The 15,043-nt window shown below is 67.9% G+C and carries 11 protein-coding genes and 2 pseudogenes; 9 read left to right on the top strand and 4 right to left on the bottom strand.

Annotated features, from left to right (window positions below; all coding sequences use genetic code 11):
- Positions 1-2: 2 nt before the first annotated feature.
- Together E5671_RS43745 and E5671_RS43750 are read right to left on the bottom strand one after the other, a co-directional pair.
- Positions 3-1,841, bottom strand: a complete 1,839-nt coding sequence (locus E5671_RS43745; RefSeq protein WP_160509739.1) for a lasso peptide isopeptide bond-forming cyclase — start codon at positions 1,839-1,841, stop codon at positions 3-5.
- Between the two features lie 26 nt (positions 1,842-1,867).
- Positions 1,868-1,978: a keywimysin-related RiPP gene (locus tag E5671_RS43750; protein WP_107473153.1), complete on the bottom strand. Its 111-nt coding sequence runs from the start codon at positions 1,976-1,978 to the stop codon at positions 1,868-1,870.
- 1,574 nt (positions 1,979-3,552) lie between these two features.
- Between E5671_RS43750 and E5671_RS43755 the strand changes: the two genes are divergently transcribed.
- The 4 genes and pseudogenes from E5671_RS43755 to E5671_RS43765 all read left to right on the top strand — a co-directional run bounded on the left by E5671_RS43755 (position 3,553) and on the right by E5671_RS43765 (position 7,566).
- On the top strand, positions 3,553-4,794 hold the full coding sequence (locus E5671_RS43755; protein ID WP_237330382.1) for an epsilon-toxin family protein: 1,242 nt from the start codon (positions 3,553-3,555) through the stop codon (positions 4,792-4,794).
- A 46-nt stretch (positions 4,795-4,840) separates the two neighbouring features.
- Positions 4,841-6,151 (top strand): YncE family protein, encoded by a 1,311-nt coding sequence (locus E5671_RS43760; RefSeq protein WP_160509740.1) that lies wholly within the window; start codon positions 4,841-4,843, stop codon positions 6,149-6,151.
- Positions 6,152-7,196: 1,045 nt separating this feature from the next.
- Positions 7,197-7,310, top strand: a pseudogene (locus tag E5671_RS47850) (IS481 family transposase); the annotation flags it as partial.
- 10 nt (positions 7,311-7,320) lie between these two features.
- A complete protein-coding gene (locus E5671_RS43765) occupies positions 7,321-7,566 on the top strand; it encodes a hypothetical protein (RefSeq protein WP_160509741.1) in 246 nt (81 codons plus the stop codon).
- 306 nt (positions 7,567-7,872) lie between these two features.
- On the opposite strand, the gene E5671_RS43770 is transcribed toward E5671_RS43765, so the two are convergent.
- Positions 7,873-8,730 carry an NAD(P)H-binding protein gene (locus E5671_RS43770; RefSeq protein ID WP_237330383.1) on the bottom strand — a complete coding sequence of 286 codons (858 nt, stop codon included), beginning with the start codon at positions 8,728-8,730 and terminating at the stop codon, positions 7,873-7,875.
- 153 nt (positions 8,731-8,883) lie between these two features.
- A pseudogene (locus E5671_RS43775) lies at positions 8,884-9,006 on the bottom strand (IS5 family transposase); the annotation flags it as partial.
- A gap of 273 nt (positions 9,007-9,279) precedes the next feature.
- On the opposite strand from E5671_RS43775, the gene E5671_RS43780 reads away from it, so the two are divergent.
- The 5 genes from E5671_RS43780 to E5671_RS43800 are packed head-to-tail and all read left to right on the top strand — an operon-like array spanning position 9,280 to position 15,034.
- Entirely contained in the window at positions 9,280-9,549 is a 270-nt protein-coding gene (locus E5671_RS43780; protein WP_160509742.1) for an acyl carrier protein, read from the top strand.
- Complete coding sequence (locus E5671_RS43785; protein WP_160509743.1) at positions 9,539-10,762, top strand: beta-ketoacyl-[acyl-carrier-protein] synthase family protein; 1,224 nt, start codon at positions 9,539-9,541, stop codon at positions 10,760-10,762. The genes E5671_RS43780 and E5671_RS43785 overlap by 11 nt, the downstream gene beginning before the upstream one ends.
- 49 nt (positions 10,763-10,811) lie before the next feature.
- Positions 10,812-12,926 carry an MMPL family transporter gene (locus E5671_RS43790; RefSeq protein ID WP_160509744.1) on the top strand — a complete coding sequence of 705 codons (2,115 nt, stop codon included), beginning with the start codon at positions 10,812-10,814 and terminating at the stop codon, positions 12,924-12,926.
- On the top strand, positions 12,926-14,044 hold the full coding sequence (locus E5671_RS43795) for a type III polyketide synthase (RefSeq protein WP_160509745.1): 1,119 nt from the start codon (positions 12,926-12,928) through the stop codon (positions 14,042-14,044). The genes E5671_RS43790 and E5671_RS43795 overlap by 1 nt, the downstream gene beginning before the upstream one ends.
- Positions 14,045-14,101: 57 nt before the next feature.
- Positions 14,102-15,034 (top strand): acyl-ACP desaturase, encoded by a 933-nt coding sequence (locus E5671_RS43800; RefSeq protein ID WP_336606016.1) that lies wholly within the window; start codon positions 14,102-14,104, stop codon positions 15,032-15,034.
- Positions 15,035-15,043 lie beyond the last annotated feature (9 nt).

The raw sequence follows: 15,043 nt of genomic DNA on the forward strand, positions 1-15,043 counted from the left end.
ATCTAGCGGGTGCGGGTGGGGGAGAGGCCACGCAGCCACACTTCGGCGGCGATGGTGGAGTAGAGGATCGCGTCGCGCAGCCCAGGAGCGGAGGGCCTTTGAGCGAGGCGACGCAGCGCTTGGCCGTCGACCAGGCCGAGCTGTTCCAGCCTGGAGTTCTCCCACAGGGACAGCAGGTCGGCGCGGTGCCGACGCAGCCCGTCGGCGGCGTCCATGGCAGCTGCGGCCTTGGTGGTGCGCCGCAGACATGTCTCGGGCACGATGCCGCGCATCGCGGTGGTGAGGACGGGCTTGTACGCCCAGGGCGTGACGCGTTCGTCCGGCCGGATAGCAAGGCACGCCTCGATGACGCGGTCATCGAGGAACGGCGAGGCCATGGGTACGCCGGCGCGGGATGCCATGCCGTCCCACTGGCGGATGATGCGCGTGCACGAGCGGATCGCCTCCAGGTCGGCGTGCAGGCCACGGTCCGGGTGCAGGGGTGTGACCGTCGCGGCCGCCTCACTCAGGGCTCGCTGCGCCAGCTGTTCCGCGTCGGGCGTCACCCAGTCGAAGAGGCGGGGCGGCATGCCCCAGCCGAGACTGGTGGCGACCGTGACGGGGGCAGGGTCGCGCAGCCGACCGCTGGAATCGGCGAGCCACCTCCCGTACGGCCGTGAGTCGGCCAGCGCGCGGACGGTGGCGCCGAGCGGCCACTGCCACAGCGCCCGGAAGCCGCGCAACTGCCGCAGTGCGAACAGCGGACGTGTGCGCGCCAGCCGGTGGTAGTACGCCTCGGAGCACCACGCCACATGGTCGCCCCCGATGCCCGTCAGGTGCAGCCTGCTGCCCCGCTCCGCCATGCCGGGCAGATGATGGAGTACCCGCGAACGGTCCATGACACCGATGGTGGGCTCGTCGAGCAGGTCGTCGATGCTGAGGAGGTCGTCGTAGACCAGCGGCGAGGCGTCCGCGTCCCAGACCACATGCTCGACGTCCGGCAGGTGCTTCGTCGCCTGCTCGGCCCAGTACAGATCGGTGTCGGCGGGATCGCGCCCCGGCCAGGTGCTGGCCACCACCTTGGCGGGGGACCGGTCGGCCAGGAAGCAGATGGAGGTGGAGTCCAGGCCACCGGACAGATCGCAGCTCACCACGCCGCCTTGGCGGGTGCGGGCGTCGACGGCCGAGGTGAGGGCGTCGCGGACCAGCGGTGCGCCGTCGGCGAGCGTACGGACCGGCTCCGGTGGGGTCCACCACCGCGAGTGGCGTACGGTCCGCCCGTCCGCGGCGACGATCAGCGCGTCTTGTGGCGGGACAGCGGTGACACCACGCCAGAGAGACGTTTCGAACAGCGGATAGGGGACCGGCCACAGCAGCCGTACCGCTAACTGCTGTTCGTCGGGCGCGGTGCCTAGCGCGTTCGCGAGTAGGTCGGCGCGGGTGACGGCCACCGGCACGCCGTTCACGGCAGCATGGAAGACCAGGCGCAGCCCGGACGCGGTGCCCTGCACCTTGAGCTGCCCATCGAGGGCGGCGACGAGGTGGAAGCTGCCGGGCAGGGAGTGGGCCAGTGCGTCCAGTTCGGCGAGATGGCGCAGCCGTCCTGCGCGGCGCTCCAGTTCGGCGGCACCGATCGGGCAGCAGCCGATGACAGCGAGGGCCGCGCTGCCGGCATACCCGGTGACGACTTCCTGGTCGTCCCAGTGCCCTACCAGCCATGGTCGGCCCGACGGGTGCTTGAGGATTCGTGTCCCGGGGTGGGCGAAGGAGCGGGCCACGGCGGCCGCGTCCTCACGGTCGCTGAAGACCGCGAAGTGCGCGTCGCCGGGGCCCGTCCCCGCACTCTCGTGCAGTTCAGTCATGACGTCAGGTCAGAAACCGTCGGTCGTCAGTTCTTGCTCAGGATGAGTCGGTCGTTCCCGGACCGCTGCAGCAGCCCGGTCTTCTTGCGGAACGTCCCGAGCCGGACCAGCGTCGGCGCTTCGTAAGCCTTCTTCATGACTTCTCCTCAGGTAGAGGATTGACGGCCGCTTCCCTGGTCGACAGCGCACGGGGCCCCGGTCTGCTGCCGGCCGGCCCGAGGCTCATCTGGAACCCGGGCGGGAATGCGGACGCAGCACCTAGCTACGTGCATAACCGGATGGCCAGGCAAGGGCGCTGAGGGAAAATTAGACAATCTGGAAAGCGCGGATGCGGTCGGTGGCCGCGGCACTGCTTTCGGATTTAGTCTAAAACTGCATAATGTAAGGCTGCTCTGCATGTAAGGGCGAAAAAACGTTCCGACCTGCGTATCGACAGTCGTCTGCTGGTCCTGCCACGGAGAGGGGACAACGACAGGCGGGCGGAGCCGCCGGGGCGTACTGGGCTCTTGCGCTCGCGCTTCGTCTCCCTGTCAGAATGGCCAGCTCCTTCCCCTGGTCAGGTAGCTCTCTTGTGTCAGAGGCGAACTCCGTGTGATGCGTTCCGGGCAGAACGTCGTGTCGAGCTGACGGTTCAGAGGACAAGGAGATCCTTGAATCCCGGAAACCGCCCGCGACCAATCGCGTTGGGGCTCGGCCACGCGAGTGCTGTCGTGTCGACAGAACGAACGTTTCACCGTATCGAGTTGGCATTGCTCCGGTGGTATATGAAGTCGTACGCCGGGCCAGGCCCCAACAAGCTGCTCTTCGTCGGCGAGCGAGAGGGAATCCCTTCTGGCGGCGCGCCTTCGGGCGGACGGGGCACAAGGACCACAGGGTCGTCGATGGCTTGCGGAGGGTTTTCGGTTCTACGTTCTGTGCGACACCATCGGAACCCGCTCGGGCGCCATCCTCAAGGACGTGAGGGACCGCACAGGCGGTCCTCCGAGAAGGCCCCGTACGCAAGGCGCGGCAGCCGTGCCCAGAAGAAGAACGATCAGTCTCCCGGCGGGACGCAACTCACCAGCGGGGGATGAGGATCGAACGCGTACTCCGAGGTGGCTGGGCCCCGCTTTTGGGCCCCTGCGGGTGGCCCTGACGTTGGGAGGAGTCGATCACCGCCCGCGAACGGGAGCGGGCGGTGACGCTGTGGCGGCAGGTTCTGGCCGCGCTCTCAACGACGACACGCTCGCGACGCCGTGCGCGAGAAGTTCTTGGCCCGCGGCGCGGCCCAGTTCGCCGTGCACCGTGCCATCGAGGGGCGGCAAGTCATCCCCGCCTGAAGAATCAGCGCGGCCGCCTCGACCTCGAAGCAGTTCCGCGCCCTGACTGGGATCGGGGGGCGCACGGGGCTTCCTGAGCATGGCCATCGGTCGCATGACGGCCCGTCACAGCGCCTGTGGTCATCACGCGGCGGAGGCTGTCGGCTACCGGGCGGACGGCGCACCGGAACATCCGATTGCGCTTAATTCATATAAACCGATGACTACCGGCGTACGGCCCATGCATGTAACTCGCCTCCGCACGCTCCTCGGCAGGTCTGGGCCGGTCGACTGCCGCGTCATCCGGTCGGGTAGGAGGCCGTACGGAAGCCAATTCGACGCGACCCACGTTGTGTGAAGTGCCGCTGATAATTCACTTCGTGGCATCTCCGCGACGCAAGGAGGCCTGAAGTATGGCTATCTCCCCCGTGACCGGAACCGTCCCCGGCCCTGACAACCTCGGAAGCGAAAACGCCGTCGGCAAGACCTATAAACCTACACGGTTTATGCGTCACCCACTCACGCGCAAGAATCAGAGGGAACTCAAAATCCTCACCGGTGAGCCGCCTGCCATCCTGCGCAGGTGGAAGAGCTGGGAGGAAATGAGCCGAGCCGAGAAGAAGCCGCCGGAGTGGAGTACGGTGAGCGCCAAGTGGGACAAGGTCAAGGGGAAGGTCCAGAAGAAGTCGGACAATGAGCCCGATCGCTGGATCGCGCCCGTCGGTTTCTCCATCAACAAGGTGACGTATGGCACCTTCCCGGAGGGGGATTCTGCGCACGAGCGCGGGTGGTGCACCTACATGAATATGGGTGTACCGCTCATCGAGGAACGGAGCGACATTCAGCAGCCTCCCCCCGACGTGATCTACGAGAACACGTTTGTGAATCGCACCGACCCGCGACCGGTCACATGGACCGCTGGTTTCGAATACTCGGTTTCGAACACCGTCAGTTGGTCCCTCCAAGGTCAGGTACAGCTCACGTTCGGTGCGAAGGCCACCGCGTCATTGCAGCAACAACTGCAGCAGAGCATGGCGATGAACCAATCCCAGAAGACCACCCTGAAGAACAGCAAGGACAACCAGGGCGTCGACTCGGAGTCCCAGTCGCAGGGGACGAGCACCACCACGGCCACCGGCACAGCCACGGGCACCGGAGAACTGTCCGCCCAGTTGATGCTCGGGATCAGCGCGTCCGTGAGCGGATCGTTCACCACCCAGTTCAAGGGGTCGTTCTCGGTGAGCGGGAAGGTCGAGAGTCGGGCCGTGGTGCGGGCCACGCAGCGGCGCAAGGTCAGCAAGTTCGACTACGAACTCCCCATCACCTTCGGCGGAGTGGTGGCGCTGCACTACGCGGAGCCTGTGGAGTTCAGCAGCATCCAGAGTATTTCTGGCGCGGAGGACGACGACACGCGCAAGCGGGCGCAGACGCGGGATCAACGCGGGGAAACCGAGCCCGAGAAGTACTACCGCGTTATCGCCCGAGCAGTCGACGTACTCGAGTTGATCGAGGACGGCAGGGACTACTTCAGTCAAAAGGGGGAGGCGGAAATCGTTTCCGTCCTGGCCGGAGAAGCCGAGGTGTTCGAACTGGAAAAGCTCACTCTCAGCGACGGTCTCGCAGAGGGGAAGGAAGCGTCTTTCTACAAGAGCTGAAAAGAGCCGGCGTAGCGCTCCGCAAGGGAACTCAGAAGGGAAGCTCATGTCCGACGACACAGGCCCGAACACTGGTGAGCGAGAAGACGGATCCAGCGGGAAGACCGGATTCTTTGGCAACATCTTCAACAGTGGCAAAGGCCGGGCGGGTGAGGCCGAAAGGGCCGCTGCGGCGATGGGGGAAGCCATCCCAGGCGCTGGCGAAGGCGTCTGGGACGAAGACGAGGAGTGCGTGGCGGGAGACGTGTCGGCCTATGTGCACAGTTTGGAGGCGGGGCGCGACCCCTGGTGTCCGCGCCAGACGGCGCACGGGGCACTGGACGTCATGCAGGGATTCCTCAGCCCGCACCTCTCGAATTTCCAGGCGACGGCCGATCACCAGCGTAAAGCCAACGAAGACCCCAAGTCGACAGCCGGCATGGCCTCGTCGACGATGAAGTCCTCGACCGAAGAGGAGAACTTCAGAAAAGCGGCCAAGATTCGCGATGAAGATCAGCCGCGAATGAGCGAAGACATGCAGAGGCACCTGAACAGGGCTCAGTACCAGACCGAGGGCGCCGTACTTGTCGCGAGCGGCATGGTGGGGCATGCCGTGGGCGTCGCTCTGGACCCGGCGGGTGAGAAGGCATACGTCGTCACCGACAGCGGCAAGCTCTACAGCGTTTCCCGCACCAACCATGTCAAGCGCGAGTTCGTCACGACCGGAAACCTGGGCAGCCCCGGGGGGGTTGCGCTGGACGGAAAGGGCAAGGCGTACGTCACCGACAACAGTGGTAACCGCTTGGTCCGAGTCGATCTCGCCAACGGCAACACCGAGGAAGTCGCCACCGGCGTACGGGCGTATGGCGTCAAGCTGGGCGACGGCGGCAAGACGGCCTACGTCACCGGTCTCGACGGAAAGCTGTTCGCGGTCGATGTGGAGAAGAAGGACGCCAAGAAGCTGATCGTCGACCAGCTGGGATCGTCCACCTCGGGAGCGGCGCTGGACGGCAACGGCAAGGCCTACACCGGCAATTGGAACCACGTCGGGAATCTGTGGGAGGTGGACCTGCGGGCCGATCCGCCCAGCAAACGCTCGGTGGCGACGCTCTCCCGGCAGAGCTGCGACGTCGCGCTGGACGGTGCGGGCACGGCGTACGTCAGTGATCACTGGGGCGACGTCCTGTACAAGGTCGACCTTGCCACCGGCGCTCAGCACGTGGCGGTCAAGGCCACGGGCAGCTTCTCCGCCCTCGGTCTCGCGTTGGACAGCAGCAACGGCGTGCTGTACGTCAGCACTTGGGAAGGCCAGCTCTGGCGGTTCTCGCTGCGCGTTCTGCAGACCCCCGAGCTGATCGAGATCACGACCGGTGTGTAAGGAGCAGGAACCTCCACGGTGGGGCGCGATCCACGTGCCGCAGAGCCTCGGGTAAACGGTTGGCCCCGGCGGGGCGTGACGACGCGCAACGTGTGCGGCCCGCCCCTCCGTGCCCCGCACAGGCTCGGCAACCCGCCCCCCTCGATGGTCCCGCCGTGGTCGCCCACTGGAAGAGGCGTTCGTCGGCCCGCGCGCTCCTACAGCACCAAACCCCGACGCACAAGCGGCACTGACACCGTTGGCAGAGCCCCGTAGTCTGCTCTGACCAGAACGGCGTGCTCTTGGCGGGGGACTCTTATGACACGGTATTTGACCTGCAGTTCGTCGTCGGCGGTATCACCGCGAGGAGTCCACGGTAACCGCATCGATCCTGCCTCTGCGATCTTTCCAGGAACGTCGTCGGCGGCCACCTGGAGCGTTTCGTTCGGCGTATACGGTGAAGCGGGCCCATCTATGGCAATCCTGCCCCTGCGGAGAGCCCATTGGCCGGTCCATGAGGCGTTGTTTTCCCACTCACGGTCGGACGGAGTGATGCTCCAGGTGCCATCCCCAACTTCGACGTGGATAGGCGTGTTGTCCCAGATGTCGGGAGAGACGACCTCCCATGATCCCTTGAGGAAGGCGCTGACTGCCCGCCCGACAGGGCCGGTTCCTGTCCCGGTCGCGGAACCGGGACTCTTGTCACCGTCCTGCTCCTTGCCGCATGCGCCAAGGAGCGATGCCCCCACGCCGACGGCCAAGTACCGTAACGCGGTCCGCCGCCCTAACACCTGCGTCACGGCCCACACGCCGCGAAGACGCGGTTCGCCAGTTGCCACAGAGCCTCCAGGTGTCTGCCCATCGGAATTGTAGTGAGCATGCCCTTCTTTCATTGGTTCGAAGTACGAAGATGGCGTCCCTCTGTGTGGCATAAGAGGTCGTCCGCTACGAGCACGAGCACGTCGGCGACTTGGTTCACGTCGACGTCAAGAGACTCGGACGTATCCCGCCGGCGGTGGATGGCGGATGCATGACCGCGGCACCGACGAAGTCGGCGCCGGTCATCGACGGCCACTCCCGGCTCGCCTAAACCGAGGCGCTGGACGACGAACGCGCCGTCATCGCGGCCGCGTTCTGGCACCGGGCCGTCGCGTTCTTCGCCGCCCACGACATCACTGTCGGGGAAGATCGTGGAGACTCCGACGGCGATCCTCGCGATGGACGGTCGCCTGGAGGTCTTCGTCATCGCCTCCAACCGCAGCCTCTACGTCACCGAGCAGCAGAAGCCCAACCAGGCCACCTTCACCCAGGTCGACCAGATCGGCGGCAATCTGCCCGGCCTGCCCATCCCGGCGAAATTCCACGACAACCGCATCCTGGTCCCGCACCGCGGCTCCGACAAGGCTCTCTGGTCCTTCCAGCAAGCCCGCTCCTAGTCCCTCCCCAGGCGGCGGTCCGCCCCGGTGCGCTCGACGGACCGCCGCCGAACAAGGGGCTCGGCGAGTCGCGTCAGCACCGCGGTACCCCTGCGGACCCCTGGCCGGCTCTCCGCCTCTCGACGCCCGACACTCGGGCGCTTGGGCATGTGTCATGTGTCGGAAGTGATCAATAACTCTTGCAGAGACTTTCTGGGATGGGCGCGGATCCTTCTGAGTGACGGCACGTCATAGCCACGAGATGGCCTCCCGACCTGCACGGTTCAACTGCTCGGGGCTTCCCTGAGGGTTGCTCGGACGTCCCTCTCAACGGAAGTCCGAGGCGTGGTCCACCGCCCACTCCTGGAAGGAGCGGGCCGGGGCGCCCGTGATGCGCTCCACTTCATCGTTGACAGGTTCCGGATTGTCGAGCATCTCCGCCTGGGCCGGCACCACGGCCTCCACCAGCTCTGCCGGGTAGCCTGCGGCCTTCATCTGCTCGATGGCCTCGTCCAGTGTGATCTCCTCGAACCGCAGTGGCCGCCCGATCGCCTCGCTGATCAGCGCCACCTGCCGTTCGTGGGTGATCAGTTCGGGGCCGGTGATCAGGGGGCGGGTGCCGAGCAGGGCGTCGGTCGTCAGCGCCTGAACGGCGACCGCAGCCATGTCCGCCTCGTGGATCAGCGGGCGGGCCATCCTTGCCAGCGGCGCCCGTACCACACCGGTGGTGCGGACCTCCTCCGCCCAGAGCAGCGTGTTGCTCGCGAACCCGGTGGGCTGCAGCGCCGTCCACTCCAGGCCCGATGCCTCGATCAGCCGCTCCAGCTCCGTGTGGAACATGATGATCGCCTCACCCGGCTCCTCCTCGCTCCCGGCCCCGGCGGATGACAGGTACACCACCCGTCGGGCGCGCTTCCCGATCGCGTCGATCACGTCCGACGCGCCCTCAGCGCTCAGGAACGGCCACACCAGGAAGACCGAATCGACGCCCTCCAGAGCCGTGTCCAGCGACGCGGGATCACCGAGGTCGCCGCGTACCGCCTGCACACCCTCCGGGAAGTCCGCCTCGCCTCTCACCAGCGCCCGCACGGGCACGCCCGCCGCGTGCAGTTGGGCCACCACCGCGCCGCCGACCTTTCCAGTCGCGCCGGTCACCAGAATCCTGGGCTGTGCCATCGGAATCATCGGAATCTCCTCGTCTCGCTGTTCGATGACACGACTCTCGTACATCAACCAAGGTTCAGGTCAAGCACCGGCCGGAGCGGCCGTCAGGTGCTGTTCCAGCCAGCGATCCGCCCGCGGTGGTGGAACGTGGATCCTCCGTGTGACGGCCGAGCGTCACAGCCACTTATTGATGACTGCGATGAGCACCATCGCCTCGTAGCGGGCCGCGAGCTTGTCGTATCGCGTGGCGACGGCACGATGCCTCTTGAGGCGGTTGATCCCGCACTCGACGGCATGACAGCGCGTTCAGCAGGTCGGCGTCATGGATGGCCATGGCGGAACGGCCTTAAGGGCACTAACGAGTGACAGATCGTTCCCTGCACCCCTCGTTGGTGTTTACACAGTGGCGCGCAGCTAGAGCTGGGTGCGGTCGGGCGACAGGTGCAGGACCGGCTCGGTCAGCACGTGGAGTGGCTTGAGACGCAAGGCTCCTGCGCGCGTGGCCTTTAGACGGATAGACGCGGGCAGCGCCGCAGGGCCTCTCGCAGCGAGCAAACAGGAGACCCAGGCATGAGGCAGCCGGCGGAAGGCGCGACGGAGTTGGACCTTCCCGAGGAGTTGGTGGCCCTGCTGACCGGCCACCTGAATGTCAAGGCGGATGCCGGTGAGTTCTCCGGCAGGACGACGTTCGAGAGTCTCGGTCTGGACTCGCTGTCGCTGATGGAGTTGGTGGTGGCGGCGGAGGAGGAATACGGGATCGTCCTGCCCGAGAACGCCCTGGACCTGCGCCCGTCTTCGACCCTGGGCGAGGCGGCTCGGGCGTTCGAGCATGCGCGCTGAGATCGCGGTCACCGGGCTGGGGCTGGTGACTCCGGCCGGGCATACGGCGGAGGCGAACTGGGCGGCCTTGTGCCGGGGGCGCTCGCTGGCCGCGAGGGATCCCGACCTGGCGGAACTGCCGGCGGACTTCTCTTGCCGGGTGACGGACTTCGACGCCGAGACGGAGCTCGGCCGGGCGTCGGCGCGGCGCGTGGACCGCTTCATCCAGTTCGCTCTCGTCGCCGCCCGGCGGGCCGTCGCGGACGCGGGCCTCGATCGTCGTACCTGGGAAGCGGAGCGGGTCGGTGTCGTGCTGGGCGTGGGATCGAACAGTTTGAGTGCGTACGTCACTGAGTTCGGCCACCTCGGCGCCGGACGGCCGGAGCGGGTCTCACCGCTCGCGCTCCCGCGCAGCGTTCCGAGCATGGCCGCGGGCGAGGTCGCCATTGACCTGGGCGTGCGCGGCCCCAACTTCACCACCGCCAGCGCCTGTGCGTCGGGCGCCACCGCGATCGGGGTGGCCCGGGACCTGCTGCGGTCGGGTACCTGTGACATCGTGCTGGCGGGCGGGAGTGAGTCGGCTCGCTCGCGCATGACGGCCACGTGCTTCACGCGGATGCGGGCGCTGTCCCGGCGCAGGGCTGAACCGGCCCTGGCCAGCCGGCCGTTCGATGCGCAACGTGACGGCTTCGTCCTGGGTGAGGGTGCCGGCATCCTCGTCCTCGAACGCGCCTGCGCGGCTCGGGCCCGCCGGGCTCCCGTCCTGGCGCTGCTGCGGGGTTACGGTGCCGGCGCCGATGCGCACCATCCCATCGCCCCGCACCCGCAGGGCGACGGCGCGGTCCGCGCTATCCACACCGCTCTCGCGGACGCCGGGTGCGGGCCGGGGAACGTCGGCCACGTCAACGCGCACGGTACCTCCACCCCGCTGAACGACGCGGCCGAGGCACGAGCCCTCGTCCGCGTCTTCGGTGATGACGGGCCGCCGGTCACCGCGGCCAAGGGCGTGATCGGGCACGCGCTGGGGGCGGCCGGGGCGATCCAGGCGGCGTACACGGTTCTCGCGCTGCGCCATGCGGCCGTCCCGCCGGTGGCGAACTTCGATGGCCAGGACGGGGACCACAAGCTGGACATCGTCGCCGGACGTCCCCGCCCCACGCGCGGCGAGGCGGGGATCAGTTGCTCCTTCGGCTTCGGCGGCCAGAACGCCGTTCTGCTGTTCACGGCTTCCTAGCGGGAGCCAGACGAAGCGCCCGGGTCGGATGCAAGACGGAGGCACACGGATGGATGCGGTGCGGCGCCGGGCCTGGCTGGTGGTGGTGAGTGCCCTGCTGGCGGCTGTGTGCGCGGGGGTGCTGGCCCCGGTTGCCTTCTCGGCGCTGAGCACGGGCGGCGCGGTTGCGACGGACACGGAGGCGACGCGCGCCAGACGGCAGGCAGAGCGGCTCGGCGTGCCCTCGCCCGATCTGTTCCTGGCCGTTTCACAGCGCGCCGGCGATGAAGGCGAGGCCCGCGTCCGGGACGGCACCACAGCGGTGATGGAGAAGTTGGCCGGGCGGCGCGACGTCAAGACCGTGTGGTCGGCACAGACCACCGGTGACACGTGGCTGCGCTCCGAGGACGGACGGACCCAGCTGGTCGTCGTACGGCTGAAGGGGACGGACAAGGAACGTAAACAGGTGGCGCCCGATGTGGTGGCGGCGGCCCGCTCGGCCGTCCCGGGGATGCGGGTGGAGCCCAGCGGCGAGGTGTGGGCCAACCGGGAGATCGACGAGACCATCGAGCGCGATCTGAGCCGGGCCGAACTGCTGGCCGCGCCGGTACTCTTCGTCGTCCTGGTCTTCGCCTACGGGTCCGTGGTGTCCGCGCTGCTGCCCGTGGTCGTGGCTGCGCTGGCCATCGGCTGCACCATCCCGGTTCTGGGCCTGCTGGCGCAGGTGGCCGACGTTTCACGGGTCGCGGTGAACGCCGCCTCGGCGATCGGTTTCGGCCTGGCCGTCGACTACAGCCTCTTCCTGATGGCCCGCGTACGGGAGGAGACCGCACGGGGCGCGGACTTTCACACGGCGCTGGCGGCCGCCCGCCGCTCCAGCGGCCGTTCGGTCGCATTCTCCGCCGCCGCCGTCACCGTATGCCTCGCCGCCGCCTTGCTGGTGCCGGTGCCGATGCTGCGCGCACTGTCCCTGGCGGGCGTGATCGTCACCGTGCTGGCCGCGCTGGTCGCCCTGACCGTGCTGCCCGCCTGCCTGCGGCTGCTCGGCCCCCGGGCCCAGGCGTGGGACCCGCTGGCGCGGTGGCGGCGTGCCCATACCGGGGACGCAAGTCGCTTCTGGCATCGCACAGCGTCCACGGTCACCGCACGGCCCCTCCTGGCGGGCGGCCTGGCGGTGCTGCTGCTGGCCCTGCTGGCCCTGCCCTTCACCCACGCACAGCTCGGCGTTGTGGACGAACGCACGCTGCCTTCGACGGCTCCCGCGGCCGCCGCGGCCGAGCGTGTACGCGCCGAGTTCACCGCGCCACCGGAGGGGCTCCTCACCGTGGTCGTCACCGGACCGCGGGCGACGGACGGTACACCGGCTTACGGTGACCAACTCACCCGTGTCCCGGGCATCACTGGTGTCCGCGTGGTGCGTGTGGCTCCGTCCGGTGAGGCGGTCGTGCTGCTGGCGGCCACGTCCGCCGCCCCCGGCACGCCGGAGGCGGACATCGTGGTGCGCGAGGTACGGCAAACCCCCGCTCCGGGAAGCGTGGCGGTGGGCGGGCGAGCCGCGGAGGTCGTCGACACGGCGGGCGCCGTCCTCGACGCCCTCCCGTGGTGTCTGTTTCTGCTGGCTGTGGGTCTCCTGGCCCTCCTCAGCGCCTTCACCCGTACCCTGGTTGCCCCCCTGAAAGCTTTGATCGTGGCCGTCGCCAGCCTCGGGGCGAGCCTCGGCGCGCTCGTCGTTCTCTTCCAGGACGGCCACGGCAGCGCAGTACTTGGCAACTTCACGGCGACGGGAACGCTGGACGCCTCGACGCTGCTGTTCGTCCTGTTCATCGCGCTCGCCCTGTCGGTGGACTACGAGGTCTTCCTGCTCGGCCGTATCCGGGAGGAGTACGACCGCTGCGGAGACAACCGCACCTCGATCATCGAGGGCGTCGCCCGCACCGGCCGACTGATGACGTCCGCTGCGGCAGCCGTGGCGATTTCGACCGCGGCCATGGCCACTTCCCACGTCGCCCTGCTCAAGTTCATCGGCATCGGCGTCGCACTCGGCGCGCTCGTGGACGCCGTCCTGGTGCGGGGAGTTCTGGTGCCCGCCGTCATGGCGGCCCTTGGTCCGGCGAACTGGTGGGCTCCGGCCCGCATCAGGTCTCCGTTGTTGATCACTACACCTGTGAAGAAGGGCGGAAGCTGATGCCGATGCGTCAGGCGACACATGACCACACCCGGCAGTCAGGGGCCGCCGGCCCACAGGTGGTGGCGATCCAGACGGCCTTCCCGCCGTATCAATGCCGGCAGGAAGAGATCCTGGCCGCCCTGGCCCGCACGACGCTGCTGGAGTCCGAGATGGGTGCTCTGGTCCTCCGTAAGATCCATGCCAACTCGGGTGTGGAAACCCGCTCGCTGTCCCTGCCGTTGGAGAAGCTCGTCGATCTCGCCCGCCGGGAGGACTTCACCGAGCAGAACCGCGTCTGGCTCGACACCGCCATGGACCTGGGGGAGCGGGCGCTGATCGGCGCGCTGCGCACCGCAGGCATCCAGCCGGAGGAGGTCGACGCGGTGATCAGCACGACCGTCACCGGGCTGGCCGTGCCGTCGCTGGAGGCTCGGCTCGCCCACCGGGTCGGGCTACGGCCGGACGTCAAACGCATCCCGCTGTTCGGCAGCGGCTGCGCCGGAGGCGCCGCGGGTCTGGCCCGGCTCCATGACTACCTACTGGCCCACCCCGGCCAAGTGGCCGTCCTGCTCGCCGTGGAACTGTGCACACTGGCGCATCAGCTCAAGGACGGCTCTGTGGCGAACATCGTCGCCGGCAGCCTCTTCGGGGACGGCGCGGCCGCCGTCGTGGCCGTCGGAGCCCAGCGGGACGGCTACCCCGCCGGGCCTGAGCTGGTGGACACTCACAGCCTGCTGGTCCCCGGTACCGAGGACGTCCTTGGCTGGGACATCGGCTCCCACGGCTTCCGGATCCTGCTGTCGCCCGAGGTCCCGACGCTCACGGAGAAGCACTTGCCCACGGCCGTCCAAGGGCTCCTCGCGCGGCACGCACTGTCGCCGCACCAGATCGCGAGCTGGATCATCCACGGTGGCGGACCGAAGGTCTTCACCGCTGTACAGCAGGCCCTGGGCCTGCAGCCTGGCGACTTGGAGCTCACCCGGCGCTCCGTGGCCGAGCGGGGCAACCTCTCGTCCGTCTCCGTGCTGGACATCCTGCACGCGGCCATGGGAACACCGCCCCCCACGAACACACCCGGCCTGGTCGCCGCCATGGGGCCGGGGTTCGCCATCGAACTGGTCCTCCTCCGCTGGTAGGGCCGCCCGCCGCCACCGAAACCTGCCGACCGCATGACAAGGAAGGTGTCACGGACCGTGCCCGCCACCCCCGCAGACGTACGCATCTTGATCGACCTCGAACCGGTGGTCGCCGACGCTCTCGACACGCACTTCCGGACTACTGTCGACTGGTACCCGCACCAGTACGTCCCGTGGAGCCAGGGCCGTGACTACGACGGTCTCCTCGAAGGGGAGCCATGGGACCCCTCCCAGCAGAAACTGAAGGCGGCCGCTCGGGACGGCCTCCTCTACAGTCTGCTCACCGAAGAAAACCTGCCCAGTTACCACCGGGTGATCGGGGAAATGCTGTCGCTCGACGGCCCTTGGGGTGTCTGGGTCAATCGATGGACCGTGGAGGAGGCCAGGCACGGCACCGCCATCCGCGACTACCTCGTGGTCACCCGCAGTGCCGATCCGGTGCTTTTGGAGGACGCCCGCGCCGCGCATGTGCAGCACGGCTACGAGATCGACTACCGCGGCGACCTCATCGCCTCTCTGGTCTACGTCACCATCCAGGAGCTCGGCACCCGCGTCAGCTACCAGGGAATTCGCCGACTGTGCGACGAACCGGCGTGCGGGGCCCTGATGCAGCGCATCGCCCACGACGAGAACCGGCACATGCTCTTCTACCGGACCACCCTCCAGGCGTGTATGCGTATGTACCCCGACCGAACGCTTCAGGCTGTGGCCAAAGTCCTCAAGACATTCCGTCCCCCCGGCCACGCCGCACCCGGCTTCGGCCGGCTGATCAGCTCCATGGCCAGGTCGGGCATCCTCTCACCGGAGATCTACTACAAGGACGTCGCCCTTCCCTTCGTCCGCATGCTCGGCGCCCTCGAGACCGCCGGACTTACACCGGTCGGACAGCACGCCCAGGAGGAGATCGCCGCGCACATGGAGGAATCAGCGGACCGTGCCGGCAGGTACCGCGCCCTGGCCGAACGCCTCAACCGACTCGCGACCGCGTAAGACGAAGAT

The organism is Streptomyces sp. BA2 (genome assembly GCF_009769735.1).
Taxonomy (GTDB): Bacteria; Actinomycetota; Actinomycetes; order Streptomycetales; family Streptomycetaceae; genus Streptomyces.

Coding starts and splice junctions, on each gene's coding strand:
- E5671_RS43745 (WP_160509739.1), bottom strand. CDS start 1,841: ATGACTGAACTGCACGAGAGTGCGGGGACGGGCCCCGGCGACGCGCAC.
- E5671_RS43790 (WP_160509744.1), top strand. CDS start 10,812: ATGGATGCGGTGCGGCGCCGGGCCTGGCTGGTGGTGGTGAGTGCCCTG.
- E5671_RS43750 (WP_107473153.1), bottom strand. CDS start 1,978: ATGAAGAAGGCTTACGAAGCGCCGACGCTGGTCCGGCTCGGGACGTTC.
- E5671_RS43760 (WP_160509740.1), top strand. CDS start 4,841: ATGTCCGACGACACAGGCCCGAACACTGGTGAGCGAGAAGACGGATCC.
- E5671_RS43795 (WP_160509745.1), top strand. CDS start 12,926: ATGCCGATGCGTCAGGCGACACATGACCACACCCGGCAGTCAGGGGCC.
- E5671_RS43770 (WP_237330383.1), bottom strand. CDS start 8,730: ATGATTCCGATGGCACAGCCCAGGATTCTGGTGACCGGCGCGACTGGA.
- E5671_RS43755 (WP_237330382.1), top strand. CDS start 3,553: ATGGCTATCTCCCCCGTGACCGGAACCGTCCCCGGCCCTGACAACCTC.
- E5671_RS43785 (WP_160509743.1), top strand. CDS start 9,539: ATGCGCGCTGAGATCGCGGTCACCGGGCTGGGGCTGGTGACTCCGGCC.
- E5671_RS43780 (WP_160509742.1), top strand. CDS start 9,280: ATGAGGCAGCCGGCGGAAGGCGCGACGGAGTTGGACCTTCCCGAGGAG.